Origin of the sequence: Enterococcus sp. 12F9_DIV0723, from assembly GCF_002174375.1 — a bacterium.
Classification (GTDB): domain Bacteria; phylum Bacillota; class Bacilli; order Lactobacillales; family Enterococcaceae; genus Enterococcus_A; species Enterococcus_A gilvus.
Genome location: NZ_NIBK01000003.1, coordinates 221482 through 237596, shown reverse-complemented (window position 1 = coordinate 237596; position 16115 = coordinate 221482). Strand labels below are relative to the sequence as shown.

Here is a 16115-nt window from a genome sequence, read left to right as displayed (position 1 = left end):
AGACTCTCTCATCTACTCTTGAAAAAGCAGACGAGAAAGTGGTATAGATGTACAAAAGCTCCTCTTTAAGATTACTCAGCGTTTAAAATTTCAAAAATCCTTTTACGAACATCGCTGCTAAAGCGGCTCCGACAAAAGGCGCGGTACCGGGTACGATCAAGCCATATTGCCAGTCATTGTTCGCTTTGTTTTTGATTGGCAGCAGTTGGAAGGCCATTCGCGGACCTAAGTCACGGGCTTGGTTCATGGCGAATCCTGTCGTACCGCCTAATCCCATACCGATTGCCCAAACCAGCAAACCAACACCGATCGGCAGCATAGATTCTGCATTATGTGCGATGGCAAGGATCGTTGTTAAGAAAATAAACGTAGCGACTGTTTCCACAAAATAGTTTCTAGGCAAGTTCCGTAAATTAGGGTTCGTTGAGAAAATATTGCGAATAGCGATTGGATCAACTTGTCCCTCAGAAGCTTTGAAATGATCTGCATACATAATATAAATAATAATAGCACCGACAAGTCCGCCTAGCATTTCAGCGATCACATAGGGAACAAAATAGCTCCATGGGATCATCCCTAAGATTGCTTGTGCTAGCGCCATTGCTGGGTTGATACACACACCACCAAAAATAAATAAGACCACAGTGATCCCGAATGCCCATGTAGTAATGGCAAACAAATGACCCGAGCCTGCGTATTTCGTTTTCTTTAAAACATCGTCGCAATGGACGCCTAGACCAAACATAATCATTAATGCGGTCCCCATGAATTCTGACAATAAGTGATGTAACATAAATATGCTCCTTTTTAACTATATTTTTCTAATTTTTTATACACTTCATAGATCGATAAATTATTTTCTTTAGCGATTCGTTGACAGTCTTGGAATTCCAACGTGTTCTTTTCAATGTCTTCGTAACGATTTTGCTTCACCTGGATTTCTCCATACGGTGTCTGCTTCGTAACAAACTGTCGCGCCATCACTGTTCGAGCCATCTGGGTATACCGCACCCCGATCGTTGCTGTTTGTTTGAACAAAAGCTTCGTAAAGAATTCTTTTTGCTCTGGTGTACAGAGGACCGTCAGTAGAATCCCACACCGGTTTTTCTTCATCTGGATCGGCGTATAAAAAACATCAAGCACGCCCTGATCCAATAAGAGAGCCATCACAAACCCTAATTGCTCTGGCGTTTGATCGTCAATATTCGCCTCGATCTTTAAAATTTGATCTTGCGTCTGATGATTTTCCCGTTTGCTTGGCTCGACAGCCATCAACGAACCTCGCAGTGCATTGAATTTCCCTGTTTCTCGTTTGCCGAACCCATACCCCACTTTCTCAATTTGCTGGACACCGTTGAGAACAAATGAAGGGTGAATTTCCTTGAAAATGGCGATCCCGGTGGGTGTGACGAGTTCTGTCCACACGTCAGTGTCTTGATGGATGATCAAGTTGGTTCCTTTTCTTAATTGCATCACTGCCGGTACAGGAACAGGCATGACCCCATGGGCGACGGTGATGGTGCCAGAGCCTTCTGTTATCGGCGAGGAATAAACGTGCGCAATTTGCAATTGTTCCCATAGAATAAAGAAACTTACGACATCGACGATTGAATCGATCGCCCCTACTTCATGAAAATGGATTTCTTCGATTGGTTTGTTGTGTACAGCGGCCTCTGCCTTGGCAATGTCGTTGAAGACCTGTCGACTATGTTGCTTGACCTGTTGAGAGAGGGTACTCTGATCAATCAGCGCTAAGATGTCCCGTAGATTTCGAGCCTCTGAATGGCTATGCGTATGGGCATGACTATGTTCGTGGGCCTGCTCATGGGCAGGATGCACATGAGACGCGTGTGCATCGAAATCATGAGGGACACCGTTATCCTTGATTCCGTGGGCTAAATGAACATCAAAATCAGTTCCATAGATACTGTTTTTAGCGATCCTTTGAACATGGAGATGGTAATTCCCTACAGACAGCTTGGCTAATTCTTGTTCTAACGCCGCCACATCTCCGCCTAGATCGATCAAAAGTCCGTTTAGCATGTCTCCGCTAAGACCGGAGAATGGTTCTAAATATAGATTTTTCATTTTTTTCTCCTTAATTGATTGATCATGCTGGCTGAGTAGGCTGCACCGAATCCGTTATCGATGTTGACGACGCTGACACCAGAAGAACAGCTATTCAGCATCCCCAATAAGGCCGTCATTCCTTGAAAATTGCTTCCGTATCCGATACTTGTTGGAACAGCGATCACCGGCACATCGACCAAGCCTCCTACTACACTGACCAATGCGCCTTCCATTCCAGCGATCACGATCACGACAGACGCCTGTTGAATCTCTTCTAAACGAGCAAACAGCCGGTGGATCCCAGCAACGCCCACATCATAGATCCGCTTCACCTGGTTGCCGAAGGTTTCTGCTGTCACGGCTGCTTCTTCAGCAACAGGAACATCGGATGTCCCCGCAGTAACGATCGCAATATACGTTTCAGAGTCTGGCAGCACAGGCTGAAGGACAAAGCACCGGGCCAGCTCAAAATAACTTCCATCCGGGAACGTGTCCTGCAACGCACGCCCCTTTTCCGAAGATATCCGCGTCGCAAGAATCGGCTTTTGTTCTTCTTTAAGAACAGTCACTATTCCGATGATCTGTTCAAGGTTCTTTCCTTCGCCGTAAATGATCTCAGGAAAACCATTTCTTTCTTTTCGTTGCGTGTCGATCTTGGCATAACCTAATTCATTAAAGCCCGTCAGTTTTTCAGCAGCTTCCTCAACGGACAGTTTTCCTAGCTGTACGTTTCTAAGCAATTCTTTCTTGTCCATCGTGTTCATCCCTCCAAACGACTTCTATTGAACGATTACAGATAAGCCATCTCGGATGACCGTGACTTTTGCCTCATTGCCTTCAATTTCAAACGCCTTTTCCATCGCTTCATCAATGGTCTGAGCACTATCCATATGCATAGTCGTGATCAATGTCGGATCAACTTTATCAGAAACGTAGATCACATGATGGTGAACCAAGATTCTTGCTAAGATTTGCGATGTCCACTGATCTGGGACCGTTTCTAAGCGCGGTGTATGGATTGCTTGATCCAAGAATTCTTTTGGATCACTGACATCTGCTAAATTATGGTAAAACCCTTCGCCGCCGTGACCGTCTCCTGATGCAGCGACCATAATAATGACGCCGCCTTCTTTATTTGTTGCCTCGGCTGCGGTCATTCCTTTCACTGCTTGGTAAATGTTTTGGTCAAGAGGAAAGCCCCCGTTTGTTGAAATCGCAATGTCACTTGGGATTTTTTGCACACTGGCTAATTCACGAACAAACTCACAGCCGACTTTATGTGCGTCCTCCATATCTCCCGCGAAAGAGCCGATGATCTTTTTTTCTCCATCGAGAACCACATTCACGATGAATGCTAAGTTGGCTGTGCGAGCTGCATATACCATATCCTTATGAATCGGATTGTGATTCAAATTTCCTGTTCTCGCTTTTTGAGAGTCGATAAATTCGCCAGAGTGGTTAGCCATGATGGTTCTATAAGAAGCAACCCCCGGTAAAACTGCCTTTCGTCCGCCAGAAAAGCCTGCGAAGAAGTGGGATTCAATGAACCCTTCGGCAATCAGCAGATCCGCTTCTGCCGCGATGCGATTGATAATGCAGTCGCCGCCGGAGGGCAGTTGACCGATTTTTTTCATCGAAGAATCATCTGTTGAGACGTGCATGACGATTTCTTCATTATCAACAATTTCCTGACCGTATTTATTGATAAGTTCTTCCCGTGTGGATGGTCGGTGGAACCCTGTCGCAACCAAAATACGGATACGGGCGTCTGGGGCTGTGCTTCGGATACGGCGTAACAGAATAGGTGTGATAATATGTGAAGGAACGGGTCTTGTGTGGTCAGAACTGATGATGACGATGTCCTTCTTGCCTTTCGCCAATTCTTCTAATGAACGGCTTCCGATCGGATCGTCCAATGATTTTTCTACGGTCTCTTTTTCTGAAAGAGCCGCTTGGAAATTCTCTGCTTTTGACTCCAATAGACCTGCAAAATTCTTTTCAGGGATTTTTGCTGTGATCAATTGTTTGTCGTATGGTAATTTAACGTCTACCATCGTGTGTCATCTCCTATTTTTTACTTACGGACGTTAGTATACTGAAATGAAATTTCAGAGATAGCGCAATTGATAGTAATATTTGTTAACGTGTTTTTTTCGATCGCGTAGATAATATGTAACAGGAAATCAAATCAAAAAAAGAAAAAGGAGTTTTTTTGGTGGAGGCAGATTATTTAGTTTCTTTCTTAGAAGAGAAGCAAACGACCATTATCAAAAAGAGAAGACATACCTATTTGTCTTATCACGGATTAGAGGAGGCCTATACGTATGTCCTAAAGGATGGGATCGTCAAAACGAGTATCATTCTTAAAGACGGGCGAGAATTTAATCTATCGTATATTGTCGCTCCAGACATTATTTCCCTATTAAAGGATGAGGTATCGAACTATACTTCAGCCCCCTTTAACGTCCGGATCGAATCGGAGGAAGCGAGTTTCTATCGTATTCCGAGAGCGAGCTTTTGGGAATATGTCAAGCACAACCAGCAATTGCAGGACTATGTTCGAGATTATTACCGAAAAAAATTATCCGAAAACATACAAGCCCTGCAAAACATGACGATGAATGGGAAAAAAGGGGCAGTCTGCGCCTTTATCAATAAACTCGTCACCCTTTTTGGCATCAAGCAAGCGTCGGGAATCTTGATCGATTTTCCTATAACAAATGAAGACATCGCTGGGTTCTGCGGCATCTCAACGCGAAACAGCGTGAATCGGATCATCCACGACCTTAAACAAGAAAAAGTGATCGAGATCCAGCATCAAAAAATCGTCGTTCTTGATCTGGACTATCTTGCTGATTACACCACACAATGACAAAAAAATGATTTTTCCTTATTATGAAAAAGGAGTCTTACCTTATGCACATCCCTGAAAATTATCTTAGTCCTGAAACCTGCGGCGTCATGCTGGCCACAGCTGCACCGTTTTGGTATCTCTCTATACGAAAGGTCGAAGCGCAAGTCTCATTGCACAAGGAAACGATCCCTATGCTGGGTCTTTCCTCCTCTCTTTCTTTTCTGATCATGATGTTTAATCTTCCGGTACCGGGGGGAACAACGGCTCATGCAGTCGGAGGTGTCCTTCTTGCTATCTTGATGGGTCCCTGGGCTGCTTGTCTTTCTGTCTCGGCAGCACTGCTCTTACAGGCGCTCCTTTTCGGCGATGGCGGGATTCTCGCCTTCGGAGCGAACTGTTTTACGATGGCTATCGTTATGCCTTTTGTTGGATACGGCGTCTATCAATTAGTTAAAAAGCATTGGCCTAAAATAGGTGCCTTTCTGGCTGCGTATCTAGGTGTAAATGCCGCAGCGTTTACGACAGCGGTCTTACTAGGCATACAGCCTGTACTTTTCCATGATGCTGCCAATCATCCCCTTTACAATCCGTACCCGTTAGCCATCACTATTCCCGCGATGATGAGCACGCATCTGCTAATCATTGGTTTTGTTGAAGGGTTCTTCACATTAGGTGTGCTGAAATTTGTCAAACGAACAAACGAAACCGCGCCATTGTCGGCACCCGTCGAAGGAACAAATACACAACGGTTGAAGTATGTTCTGATCACCTTTCTTTTATTTTCTCCGCTTGGCTTATTAGCCAGTGGGACTGCTTTTGGCGAATGGGATCTGCAAGAGCTGCTCCAAACCTTGCGCGACTACCATTTACCCGTCAACAAACCGCAAGGAATGGTGAAAGGCTGGAACTTCCATTCTTTATTTACGGACTATACGATCCCAGGATTGCCTGTAGGAATTGGGTATATTCTCTGCGGCGTCACCGCCATTTTGGTCTTTCTTTTGATTTATCGTGTTCTTTTTGAAAGAAGGAACAAGCATGCCTGATTGGTTGACGTCGCAAAATGTGGACGCGTTGCTGCTTGATAAAAAAAATTCCTTTCTGATGAAAAATCAGAAAGGGCTTCTTTTTATCCTTGAGAAATTTGATCATGGATCAGAAAGAAGCGCGGCGTCAGCGATCCATCCTTCGCTTCGCTTTCTTTCAACGCTTGCTTTGCTGCTGATCGTGAGTCTGTCACAAAAAATGTTGGTGCTGTGGATCTGTGGGTTGTATATTTTTAGTGGGCTGCTTTTCTTTTCTCAAAAGGACCTCAAGAAAATTTTAGGAAAAAGCGTGCTCTTGTCAGCTATGCCTTTTCTCATCTACTTGCCTAGTCTCCTCCTGCATCAAGGGACGTTTCTTTTCCTGATACGTGTGCCGCTGATCGCCTGCTTGATCAGCCAGTATACGGAGACGGCTACGACTTACGAGCTGCTTTCTTTGTTAAAGCGCTGGCACTTGCCGAATATCGTCTTATTTCAATTGGATATCACGATCAAATACATTTATATTTTGGCGAAGGTAATGGTTCATATGATGAAAGGAATCAGCGCGCGTCATGTAGGTAATCAACAGGTGAAACTGTATCTAGGGACCAACGTGATCGCTTTGATCTATTTACGTTCGCTTGATTATGGAAAAAAACTCCAGCAAGCGATGGAAGCACGCGGATTCAATGGAACATATCCCACGCATAAACTAGCTTTGAAGAAAATCGACTACGTTTATATTTTGACGCAGGTCACCCTTTTATTCGTTCTTTTTTTCATTGGGAAGGTGTAATGATGTTTGAATTAGAAGATGTTTGCTTTAGTTATCCTGAGACACAGCGGGAGGTATTCGCCCCTTATTCAACCACGATCCCTCAAGGGGCCTATCTTTTATTGATGGGGGACAACGGCAGCGGAAAATCGACACTGCTGAATCTTTTAGCCGGCTTCCAGCAGCCGTCTGCGGGAAAGATTTTGTTTAAAGGCGAGGACATGCGCCAGTGGCAAAAGAAGAAAAAAGCTTTTTACCGGCACTTTGGCATTCTTTTTCAGGAAGTTGATCATCAATTATTCAACAATTCTGTGTATGATGAGATTGCCTTTGGGCCTAGACAGCTAGGGTTATCCGAGGAAGAAGTGCGTCAGCGGGTGGAGGACTGTCTTGCCTTGCTGTCGATTGCGCCCCTTCGCCAACGAGTTCCTTATCAACTGTCTGGCGGTGAAAAGAAAAAAGTCGCCTTCGCCAGTATTTTAGCCATGAATCCTGAAACATTTTTATTGGACGAACCCTTCAACGGATTGACGAAGGATTCGGAAAAATTATTCAAAGAGATCTTGCGGAAGCTCCACGACTTGGGAAAAACCATTTTGATTGCTTCCCATGATTACCGCAGCTTTCAAGACGAACCCGTCGATGTCTTGCTTTTCACGGAAAAAATCACTCCATATAAAAAAGAAGACATTCAAAAGGATCAAAAATTGATTGCTCGTTTAGCTAGTTATTAATCGTTTATCCGTTATACCGCTTAGACGACGAGTCCACTTATTAGGAGATGCTTCAAATGACAGCGTTAGAAAAAGAACAACGGTTGATTCAACAATTAAAAGAAACCAACAAACTTGCTATTGCCTATTCTGGAGGTGTCGCTAGTTCCTACCTCCTCCATACCGCACTAACCGTGTTAGGTCCCCGCAACATCTTAGCGATCGTCATGAATTCTGAATTGATCTCTGATGAAGAATTTAATGAGGCGTTAGATTTGGCTGAAGCGATGGGCGCAAATGTTTTAGGTCTTGAAATGAGCGAGCTTTCTCAGCCTAAAATCGCCACAAATACTTCTGTCAGTTTGTATTACAGCAAAAAGATGCTCTATCAAACGATCCATGCCGCAGCCGTCGAAGAAGGATTTCCGGTCCTTGCGGATGGAATGATCATGGACAACAAAGAAGATTTCCAACTTGGGTTAAAGGCCCGAGACGAGGAAGGCATCATCAGCTTTTTGCAAGAAGCTGATTTGTACGAAGAAGATGTCCGACAATTAGCGAAGGAGGCCGGCCTTTCCAATTGGAACAGAAATAGTCTCTGGAGCTTGGCGAACCGTTTTCCTCGAGGAAAAAAATTGACCCTTAGCGATATCGAAAAGGTTTTTGAAGGCGAAAAATATTTACGTGAGATCGGCTTTCCCATCGTTCGCCTGCACAGTGAGAACGAGGAAGCACGGATCGAAGTCCCTGAACAGCACTTACTGCCCTTAGTTGAAAAGAAAGAAGAAATCATTGCCCACATCAAACAGCTAGGCTTCAGTCATGTGTCGATCGACCTTGAAGGGTTTCATTACGAACGGGAATCAAAAAAAAGCACGATCCAGAGAAAAACAATCTCTTAACACAAAAACAGTGCATCAGAAGCAGCTTCTGACGCACTGTTTTTTTATTTTGGGGGATTTACATCGTTAAGTGCAGGTTCAATTGTTTTAGTTCAGCGATTTGCTGAGCAACTTCTGTATAGCTAGAGGGATAACGGTCGACTACCTGACTGATAAACAAATCCCGTGTGTGATTGAATGCCGCTAAAAACTCCTCCATCGCTGTATTGGTTTCTCCTAAAGATTCTTTTCTCAACATCAACGCATTTTGGTACGCGTCATTTAGAAAGACCAGTACCGCCTCCTTTTCAAAGCGCACTTGATACGCTGAATCCAAGCGTTCAATCATTGTCGTTGTCCAATTGTTCATACGAAACTCTCCCTTTAATCAAAATCTGTTTACTAATCGTACTGCTTACTCTATTGATTATAAGGATTTTCAAAATGGACGATAGCCATTATCTTATTAAAGAAAGATAGTAACATTTAGGTGTAGTATCTATGGACGCTTTTTTCTGGCGGTTCAAGAGACAAAATAAAAAGATGCGCCGAAAAATCGGCACACCTTATTTTACTAATTCTTTGTACTCGCTGTAGCCTGCTGCTTCCATCTCATCGACAGGGATAAAACGTAACGCTGCGGAGTTGATGCAATAGCGCAGACCGCCTTGATCCTGCGGGCCATCATTGAACACATGACCAAGATGAGAATCGGCTTCTTTGCTGCGTACTTCTACCCGATGCATCCCGTGAGAAAAATCGGCTTTTTCAGCAACTCCCCGCTTTTCAATCGGACGGCTAAAGGCTGGCCAGCCACAACCGGCATCGTATTTGTCACTTGAAGAAAACAACGGTTCACCGCTAACGACATCGACGTAGATGCCCTTTTTGTAGAAATCGTCGTACGTTCCAGAGAATGGACGTTCTGTCGCATTTTCCTGAGTCACTGCATATTCCATTGGTGAGAGTTTCTTTTTCAATTCTTCTTGTTCCATCATTCTGCCCCCTTTGTTACTGCCTATCATACGCCGGAAAAAAGAAAGACACGAAGGATTTGCTCATGTTTTTGAGGAATCAATCATCAAAGGCCTTCAGCATTTGATTTACCGCCCCTACTGGAAATCCAACGATACTGTAATAGTCGCCTTCGATTTGTTCAACGAAGACACCTGCGCCATTTTGGATACCGTAGGCGCCGGCTTTGTCTTTGTAATCGTCGCTGTCCAGGTAGCGATTGATCTCTTCATCCGTCAATGAGTAAAAGGTCACTTTTGCAGAGGTCAATTTTTCTGCTGTTTGTTCTTTTTGACGGATCACTACCGATGTATACACCAAGTGACTGCCGCCGCTCATACGTTTCAGCATACCAAAGGCTTCTTCACGACTCTTGGGTTTTCCTAGGATTTGTTCGCCTAGCACGACGACAGTGTCACTGGCGATCACCAATGCTTCTGGCTGCTTCTCTGCCACTACCGCGGCTTTCTGGCGTGCCATCTCCATCACGTAATCCATTGGTGCATAACGATCCTTGACGTCTTCATCAATGTCCGCTGGTTGTATATCAAATGCTGGCAGCAGCCAGCCTAATAACTCTTTTCTCCGTGGAGACTGTGAGGCTAAGATAACGGTCATGTATTCGTACTCCTATTTTCTAGTGTGGGTCTTGGATTCGTTTGAACATATGCTCCATGTCGCTGTTACTGAAATGAATCAGAACGGGACGGCCGTGAGGGCAATTAAAGGGATTCTCGCATTGTGCCAAATCAGACAACAAGACACGTGCCTGCGCCTCATTCAAATGATGGTTGGCTTTGATGGATCGTTTACAGCTCATCATGATCGCCGTCGCTTCACGGAATTTCTTGACGCTGACTGAACCAGTGATCAGCAGCATGTCGATCATCTCGCGAATAATGCTTTCTTCTTGCCCTGCTGGATACCAAGTCGGATGGGCACGAACGATGAAGCTGTTCGGACCGAATTCTTCCAAATAAATCCCGACTTCCTGCAACAGCTCTGTCTTCTCTTTCAGCTTGATGGCGTCATTGTTTGGGTAATCCAACACAAAGGGCACCAGTAATTCTTGCAGATTGTCTGAAACATCACCGATTTTTTCCCGGAAGTATTCGTACTTGATTCGTTCTTGGGCCGCGTGCTGGTCGATGATGTACAGCCCGTCCTTACTTTGAGCAAATAAATACGTGCCATGCATTTGACCGAAATATTCCAGCATCGGAAAGCGTTCCTTTGGCTGTTCATGTTCCAGTTTGGTGATGGCCTGCTCGATCACCTTTTCCCCGGACTGGGTGCTTAGGTCGAACTCAGGATGGTCGGTATTCGCAGCTTCTTGATCGACACTCTCCTCAATTGGTGCGGAAGCCTCCGCTAGTGGTTCGATTGTTTCTTCTACGATCGACAGCTTCTCCGCTTCTGTTTCCAGCGGGACCGTCATCGTTTTCTCGACGATCTCTTCGTTTAAGGGAATCGGCGTCTCAACGATTTCCGGCGCTTTCGGTTCTACATAGAAAATCCCCGTCTTGGGATCGTAATTCAAATCGCTTCTTTTCTTGGTCTGTTCCTCTAACGGCAAATCTAATTGCTCTGTTTGGAGCTTTTCGACCTTCTTCTTGAAGCTTGGGTTTTCGCCAACATCTGGGATCAGGTTGATCTGACGAAGAGTTTCCGAGATCCCTTGACTGATGAGCGCCATCAATTCTTTTTCTTTAGAGAGACGAATTTCTTGTTTCGTCGGATGGACATTGACATCGATCAGCAAGGGGTCCATGGTGATTTCCAACACAGCGATCGGAAAACGGCCTACCATCAATTTCGATTGATAGCCTTGGATGATCGCCTTATTCAAGGCGTAGTTTTTGATATACCGGCCGTTGATGATGAGGGACAAATAATTTCGGCTTGCCCGCGTCACTTCAGGAAGTGAAATGTATCCGTTCAAGGTAAAGTCTAAGTCTTTGGCTTCGACCTTCAGCATTTTCTTCGCAGTCGCGACGCCATAGATCCCGGCAAGCGTCTGCTTCAGAACTCCGCTTCCGCTGGTGCTCAGCATTTTGTGCCCATCGTGAACCAACCGAAACGCGATCTGAGGATGACTCAGCGCCATCCGGTTGACGATATCACCAATGTTGGACAGTTCCGTTTGGAGGGATTTGACATATTTCAGCCGTGCAGGCGTGTTGAAAAACAAGTTCTCCACGGTGATTTTTGTCCCTGTCCGCAATGCGGTCGGGCGATGCTCTTCAATCTTGCCGCCCTTCAAGAAAAGGTACGAACCTTGCGCTTCATCGGCGGTCGCTGTCTCCAAGGTCATCTCAGAAACAGAGGCGATCGACGGCAACGCTTCGCCGCGAAACCCCAATGTCCGAATGCGGAACAAGTCATCGCGATTGTGGATCTTGCTGGTGGCATGGCGTTTAAAGGCATTCTCCACGTCGTCTTCGCTGATGCCTTCGCCATTGTCGACGATTTGAATTTTTTTCAATCCCGCTTCTTCGATCAAAATATCGATCTGGGTCGCCCCCGCATCGATCGCATTTTCTACCAATTCTTTCACGACCGAGGCCGGACGTTCCACGACTTCTCCGGCAGCGATCTGATTGGCTAAACGTTCAGATAATTCTTGGATCTTGCCCATCAAAGGCCTCCTCCTAAATCCGTTTTTGCAACTCGTATAGGAAGTTTAATGCTTCCATCGGGTTCATTTCAAGCAAATTGGCTTTCTTGAGGCTGTCCACCACACCCAATTCGGCAGTGGATACTTCATTGAATAACGACAACTGCTCATTTTCTTCGATCACTTCAGGCTGCTTTTGTATCGGCGCGTCTGCTTCTAACGCAGAGAGGATCGTCGCTGCTCGTGACAATAATTCGGTGGGCATTCCGGCGATCTTCGCTACATGAATCCCATAGCTCTTATCGGCAGGACCATCCATCAATTTATGCAAGAAGACGACCTCGCCATTTTGTTCAACAGCACCTACGTGGACATTTTTTAGTTGCGGCAAAGACTCTTCTAAAACGGTCAACTCATGGTAATGGGTCGAGAAGAGCGTTTTGGCCTTCACATTTTTATGGATGTACTCGATGATGGCTTGCGCTAAGGCCATGCCATCATATGTCGCCGTCCCTCGACCAAGCTCATCAAATAGGATCAAGCTGTTTGGTGTCGCATGGCGCAGCGCCTGATTGGCCTCCATCATTTCCACCATGAAGGTCGATTGTCCGGCGATCAAGTCATCGCTGGCTCCGATCCGAGTAAAGATCTGATCGAAAATCGGCAACTCCGCACTTTCTGCTGGAACAAAACAGCCCATTTGCGCCATGATCACCGTCAATGCCAACTGACGCATATACGTACTTTTACCAGACATATTCGGTCCAGTGATCAGCAGCAGCATCTCATCTGGACTCATGTGGACACTGTTCGGAATGTATTCTTGGTGCCCAAGGACCTTCTCCACAACGGGATGACGGCCTTCTTTGATTTGTAAATTGTGGGTCCCAACTTCCATCGCTGGCTGCACGTATTGATACCGTTCGCTGACTGTCGCAAAGCTTTGCAGCACATCTGTCGCACTCAAGCTTTTTGCCAGCTTTTGCAGACGCGTGATGGCCTTTTTCACTTCGTTTCGGACTTCTAAGAAGAGATTGTATTCTAGCGCTACGGATTTTTCTTCCGCCTCTAAAATCAATGTCTCTAATTTTTTCAATTCCGGTGTGATGAAGCGTTCGGCGTTGGCTAAGGTTTGCTTCCGCTCGTATTTGCCTTCTTCTAAGTTGGCAAGGTTCGACTTCGTGATTTCGATATAGTAGCCAAATACGCGGTTGTAGCCGACCTTTAAGGTTTTGATCCCTGTCGCTTCACGTTCCCGGGCTTCTAATTCGGCCAGCCAGGTCTTGCCGTTCTTCATGGCTTCCCGGTAGTGATCCAGTTGCTCATTGTAGCCGTCTTTGATGACATTGCCTTCCGTGATCTGCAGCGGGGCTTCCTCATTGATGGCTTTTTCGATCAACGCCACCAAATCGTCCATCGGTTCCATATCAACCAATAAATCATTCCACTCGCCTTGGTTGATCCCGGTCAATAATTGACGGATCTGAGGGACCTGCATCAAGGAAGTCTTCAATTGGATCAAATCCCGTCCGTTGACGTTGCCAAACGCCACACGCCCAGCAAGTCGCTCCAGATCATAGACTTTCGTTAACGTCTCATTCAGATCCATCCGCTCAAAATACGCATTTAATAACGAAGAAACCATCGCTTGACGGGCATTGATCTGACGTTTTTGGATCAGCGGACGATCGATCCATTGCTTCAAAAGACGGCCGCCCATCGCGGTTTTTGTTTCATCTAACAGCCACAAAAGCGTGCCCTGTTTTTTCCCGGTCCGAATCGAACGGGTCAATTCCAAGTTGGTCTTAGAGAAATAATCCAGCTTCAAGAAATGCTCCGGCTGGTATTCCTCCGCTTTTTGGATATGTCCCAAGCTGCGTTTTTGAGTAACAGACAAGTAGGTCAACAATTTGCCCGTTGCTTCTTTTTCCAAAGCATCTGTGATCTCTGCGGTCAGAAAGCTGAATTCTGCATTGTCCTCGATCGTTTCTTGCGTAGAGAAAACCAAGCCCAGACGTTCCGCCAGATTTTTCTGCAGGCCTTCTGGGATCTCACTGCCAAGAACGATCTCTTTCGTTTGCAAAGCGGTCGCCTCGTTCATTACGGCTTCCTCGTCATGAAGCAGGGCTGTTTTTAGTTCTCCGGTGGAAAGGTCGACGTACGCAAAACCGAATTTGTCTTTTACCTGCGTAACAGCCGTCAAGAAGTTGTTGGCCTTGGCTTCGATCCCTTTGCCTTCCATCAACGTCCCCGGCGTGATCAATTGGACAACTTCCCGTTTCACCATTCCTTTGGCTTGTTTGGGGTCCTCCATTTGCTCACAAATAGCAACCTTGTAGCCTTGTTCCACTAGAGTATCGATATAGCCCTGTGCGGAATGATGCGGCACGCCGCACATGGGGATCGGGTCCTCCGCATTCCGGTTGCGGCTTGTCAGGGTCAATTCTAGGAGCTGCGAGACTTTGATCGCGTCCTCATTGAAGAGTTCGTAAAAGTCTCCGAGACGATAGAATAAAAAAGCATCTTTATATTGTTCTTTGATCGCCAAGTATTGTTCCATCATTGGCGTATTTTTCGTTTTTTGAGGCATTAGATCTCTCCTCCTTTTGTGGATTCTTCCTCTTCCAATGCGGCATTGACCTCTTTTTGGATCATCGTCGTCAAATGCTGCAACAGGTCATTGGCTTCATAGAGCTGCTCACGGTAAGCAACCACTAACGGGTGTTCGTCGAAGGCTTTGGTCAGACGATCTGCTTCCTTCAACGCCTCGCGTTCTGCTTCTGGTTTGCCATAATGAGCGAACTGGACCGCGTCTTTTTGCGCGGCCTTGATGCCTTCTTCTAATTCTTGAAGTGTGTCGTTTTCCGCTACTCGTTTTTGGAGCTCTTGGTAGTGGACGATCACTTCGTTTTCACCTAATAAGGCAGTTAAATGAGATAAAGCCGCTTCGACGGCGGCTTCATTTGCTAGATTCATACGATCCCTCTGCTTCTATTCTCTAAATGGACGATCGTCATTGATCACGATCGTTTCGATTTTTTGTCCGTGACCGTTTTTATCAATATCGATCACACAGGCGGATAATAATCCGCGCCCTTCTTCCACTACCTCAAATCGGCGAGGCAAAGCCGTCATGAATTTCTCGATGATGGGCTCTTTTCTCATTCCTAAAATACCGTCATAAGGTCCAGTCATCCCAACATCCGTCAGATACGCGGTCCCCTTTGGTAAAATTCGTGCGTCATTGGTTTGAACATGCGTATGGGTCCCTACGACAGCCGACACGCGGCCATCTAAAAACCAGCCCATCGCCTGTTTTTCACTCGTTGTTTCCCCATGGAAATCTACAAAGATATAGGGCGTACGTTTTTGCGCTTCCGCGATCAGCTGGTCACCGATCCGGAAGGGGTCATCGATATCTGTCATAAATGCGCGACCCTGCAAATTGACGATCGCCAATTCCAAATCGTTCACTTTGACATACAAGTGCCCTCTGCCAGGTGCTCCTGCTGGAAAATTCGCTGGCCGAATCATTTTCTTCGCTTCTGGAATAAAATCAAAAATCGCTTTGTTGTCCCACGTATGATTCCCCATCGTAACAACATCAACACCGTCTTGTAAAAACTTTTTGTAGATTTTTTCCGTGATCCCGCGACCGGCTGCCGCGTTCTCACCGTTGACGATCGTCAACTGTGGATGGTATTTCTTCTTTAATCGTGGTAAATAATCACTCAGCATTTGTCGACCTAACGACCCTACAACATCCCCAATGAATAATAAGCGCACTTTTTTTCCCCTTCTCTAGTTAAGCATCTTGTCTTATTATAGTTGTTTTTGCTTAAAAATAAAAGATTCCTCGACAATCGTTTGCTTCGTCAAAGAAACCTGCCCGAAGGAATCAGACGCTTCTTCTTTTGACCCGCACGATCTGACCCTTTTTTCGCAGCACCATTGGCGGAGAAGTTCGTAGTCGTTCTAGTTATGAAAAAAGATGCGCCTGATTTATCAGGCACATCCTACTGTTTCTAGTTTGCATCGCAAATAAAGGATTATCACTAAACTTTTTCATTGTTTCACCCTTTTTTTGCATCAATAAAACGAAATGTTCTATTAGAAAGCAGAAGACAAAAAAAGGACCGGGAACTTTTCCCGATCCTTACTTG

General features: G+C 45.6%; 16 protein-coding genes. 5 read left to right on the top strand and 11 right to left on the bottom strand.

The window, feature by feature from the left end; translation table 11 throughout:
* Positions 1 to 82 precede the first annotated feature (82 nt).
* Genes larD through larA form a run of 4 tightly spaced genes read right to left on the bottom strand, consistent with a single transcriptional unit; the run spans position 83 to position 4124 of the window.
* A complete protein-coding gene (gene larD / locus A5868_RS18470; protein ID WP_010779583.1) occupies positions 83 to 793 on the bottom strand; it encodes a D/L-lactic acid transporter LarD in 711 nt (236 codons plus the stop codon).
* 14 nt (positions 794 to 807) lie between these two features.
* Positions 808 to 2088, bottom strand: a complete 1281-nt coding sequence (gene larC / locus A5868_RS18465) for a nickel pincer cofactor biosynthesis protein LarC (RefSeq protein WP_086306406.1) — start codon at positions 2086 to 2088, stop codon at positions 808 to 810.
* Complete coding sequence (larB, locus tag A5868_RS18460; protein ID WP_086306405.1) at positions 2085 to 2825, bottom strand: nickel pincer cofactor biosynthesis protein LarB; 741 nt, start codon at positions 2823 to 2825, stop codon at positions 2085 to 2087. The genes larC and larB overlap by 4 nt, the downstream gene beginning before the upstream one ends.
* A 24-nt stretch (positions 2826 to 2849) precedes the next feature.
* On the bottom strand, positions 2850 to 4124 hold the full coding sequence (gene larA / locus A5868_RS18455; protein WP_010779580.1) for a nickel-dependent lactate racemase: 1275 nt from the start codon (positions 4122 to 4124) through the stop codon (positions 2850 to 2852).
* 161 nt (positions 4125 to 4285) lie between these two features.
* On the opposite strand from larA, the gene A5868_RS18450 reads away from it, so the two are divergent.
* From A5868_RS18450 to A5868_RS18430, 5 genes are read left to right on the top strand one after another with little or no spacing between them, the layout of a single operon-like run.
* Positions 4286 to 4942, top strand: a complete 657-nt coding sequence (locus A5868_RS18450; RefSeq protein WP_010779579.1) for a Crp/Fnr family transcriptional regulator — start codon at positions 4286 to 4288, stop codon at positions 4940 to 4942.
* 44 nt (positions 4943 to 4986) lie between these two features.
* The gene (cbiM, locus tag A5868_RS18445; protein WP_086306404.1) at positions 4987 to 5970 is read left to right on the top strand and encodes a cobalt transporter CbiM; all 984 of its coding nucleotides are present in this window, start codon (positions 4987 to 4989) and stop codon (positions 5968 to 5970) included.
* Positions 5963 to 6748, top strand: a complete 786-nt coding sequence (locus tag A5868_RS18440; protein ID WP_086306403.1) for an energy-coupling factor transporter transmembrane component T family protein — start codon at positions 5963 to 5965, stop codon at positions 6746 to 6748. The genes cbiM and A5868_RS18440 overlap by 8 nt, the downstream gene beginning before the upstream one ends.
* A gap of 2 nt (positions 6749 to 6750) precedes the next feature.
* Positions 6751 to 7461 (top strand): ABC transporter ATP-binding protein, encoded by a 711-nt coding sequence (locus tag A5868_RS18435; protein WP_086306402.1) that lies wholly within the window; start codon positions 6751 to 6753, stop codon positions 7459 to 7461.
* A gap of 56 nt (positions 7462 to 7517) precedes the next feature.
* Positions 7518 to 8342 carry an ATP-dependent sacrificial sulfur transferase LarE gene (locus A5868_RS18430; RefSeq protein ID WP_086306401.1) on the top strand — a complete coding sequence of 275 codons (825 nt, stop codon included), beginning with the start codon at positions 7518 to 7520 and terminating at the stop codon, positions 8340 to 8342.
* Between the two features lie 58 nt (positions 8343 to 8400).
* On the opposite strand, the gene A5868_RS18425 is transcribed toward A5868_RS18430, so the two are convergent.
* The 7 genes from A5868_RS18425 to A5868_RS18395 form a co-directional block, all read right to left on the bottom strand.
* The gene (locus A5868_RS18425) at positions 8401 to 8691 is read right to left on the bottom strand and encodes a hypothetical protein (RefSeq protein WP_010779574.1); all 291 of its coding nucleotides are present in this window, start codon (positions 8689 to 8691) and stop codon (positions 8401 to 8403) included.
* 196 nt (positions 8692 to 8887) lie between these two features.
* Positions 8888 to 9316 carry a peptide-methionine (R)-S-oxide reductase MsrB gene (gene msrB / locus A5868_RS18420; protein ID WP_086306400.1) on the bottom strand — a complete coding sequence of 143 codons (429 nt, stop codon included), beginning with the start codon at positions 9314 to 9316 and terminating at the stop codon, positions 8888 to 8890.
* A 79-nt stretch (positions 9317 to 9395) separates the two neighbouring features.
* Positions 9396 to 9953 carry a Maf family protein gene (locus A5868_RS18415; RefSeq protein WP_086306399.1) on the bottom strand — a complete coding sequence of 186 codons (558 nt, stop codon included), beginning with the start codon at positions 9951 to 9953 and terminating at the stop codon, positions 9396 to 9398.
* A gap of 19 nt (positions 9954 to 9972) precedes the next feature.
* A complete protein-coding gene (gene mutL / locus A5868_RS18410) occupies positions 9973 to 11973 on the bottom strand; it encodes a DNA mismatch repair endonuclease MutL (RefSeq protein WP_086306398.1) in 2001 nt (666 codons plus the stop codon).
* A 13-nt stretch (positions 11974 to 11986) separates the two neighbouring features.
* Positions 11987 to 14542: a DNA mismatch repair protein MutS gene (gene mutS, locus A5868_RS18405; protein ID WP_086306397.1), complete on the bottom strand. Its 2556-nt coding sequence runs from the start codon at positions 14540 to 14542 to the stop codon at positions 11987 to 11989.
* Positions 14542 to 14928 carry a YlbF family regulator gene (locus tag A5868_RS18400; protein WP_010779569.1) on the bottom strand — a complete coding sequence of 129 codons (387 nt, stop codon included), beginning with the start codon at positions 14926 to 14928 and terminating at the stop codon, positions 14542 to 14544. Before A5868_RS18400 ends, mutS begins: the two co-directional genes overlap by 1 nt.
* Positions 14929 to 14943: 15 nt before the next feature.
* Complete coding sequence (locus A5868_RS18395; RefSeq protein ID WP_010779568.1) at positions 14944 to 15738, bottom strand: TIGR00282 family metallophosphoesterase; 795 nt, start codon at positions 15736 to 15738, stop codon at positions 14944 to 14946.
* Between the last annotated feature and the right edge of the window lie 377 nt (positions 15739 to 16115).

Coding starts and splice junctions, on each gene's coding strand:
- larD (WP_010779583.1), bottom strand. CDS start 793: ATGTTACATCACTTATTGTCAGAATTCATGGGGACCGCATTAATGATT.
- larC (WP_086306406.1), bottom strand. CDS start 2,088: ATGAAAAATCTATATTTAGAACCATTCTCCGGTCTTAGCGGAGACATG.
- larB (WP_086306405.1), bottom strand. CDS start 2,825: ATGGACAAGAAAGAATTGCTTAGAAACGTACAGCTAGGAAAACTGTCC.
- larA (WP_010779580.1), bottom strand. CDS start 4,124: ATGGTAGACGTTAAATTACCATACGACAAACAATTGATCACAGCAAAA.
- cbiM (WP_086306404.1), top strand. CDS start 4,987: ATGCACATCCCTGAAAATTATCTTAGTCCTGAAACCTGCGGCGTCATG.
- A5868_RS18440 (WP_086306403.1), top strand. CDS start 5,963: ATGCCTGATTGGTTGACGTCGCAAAATGTGGACGCGTTGCTGCTTGAT.
- A5868_RS18435 (WP_086306402.1), top strand. CDS start 6,751: ATGTTTGAATTAGAAGATGTTTGCTTTAGTTATCCTGAGACACAGCGG.
- A5868_RS18430 (WP_086306401.1), top strand. CDS start 7,518: ATGACAGCGTTAGAAAAAGAACAACGGTTGATTCAACAATTAAAAGAA.
- A5868_RS18425 (WP_010779574.1), bottom strand. CDS start 8,691: ATGAACAATTGGACAACGACAATGATTGAACGCTTGGATTCAGCGTAT.
- msrB (WP_086306400.1), bottom strand. CDS start 9,316: ATGGAACAAGAAGAATTGAAAAAGAAACTCTCACCAATGGAATATGCA.
- A5868_RS18415 (WP_086306399.1), bottom strand. CDS start 9,953: ATGACCGTTATCTTAGCCTCACAGTCTCCACGGAGAAAAGAGTTATTA.
- mutL (WP_086306398.1), bottom strand. CDS start 11,973: ATGGGCAAGATCCAAGAATTATCTGAACGTTTAGCCAATCAGATCGCT.
- mutS (WP_086306397.1), bottom strand. CDS start 14,542: ATGCCTCAAAAAACGAAAAATACGCCAATGATGGAACAATACTTGGCG.
- A5868_RS18400 (WP_010779569.1), bottom strand. CDS start 14,928: ATGAATCTAGCAAATGAAGCCGCCGTCGAAGCGGCTTTATCTCATTTA.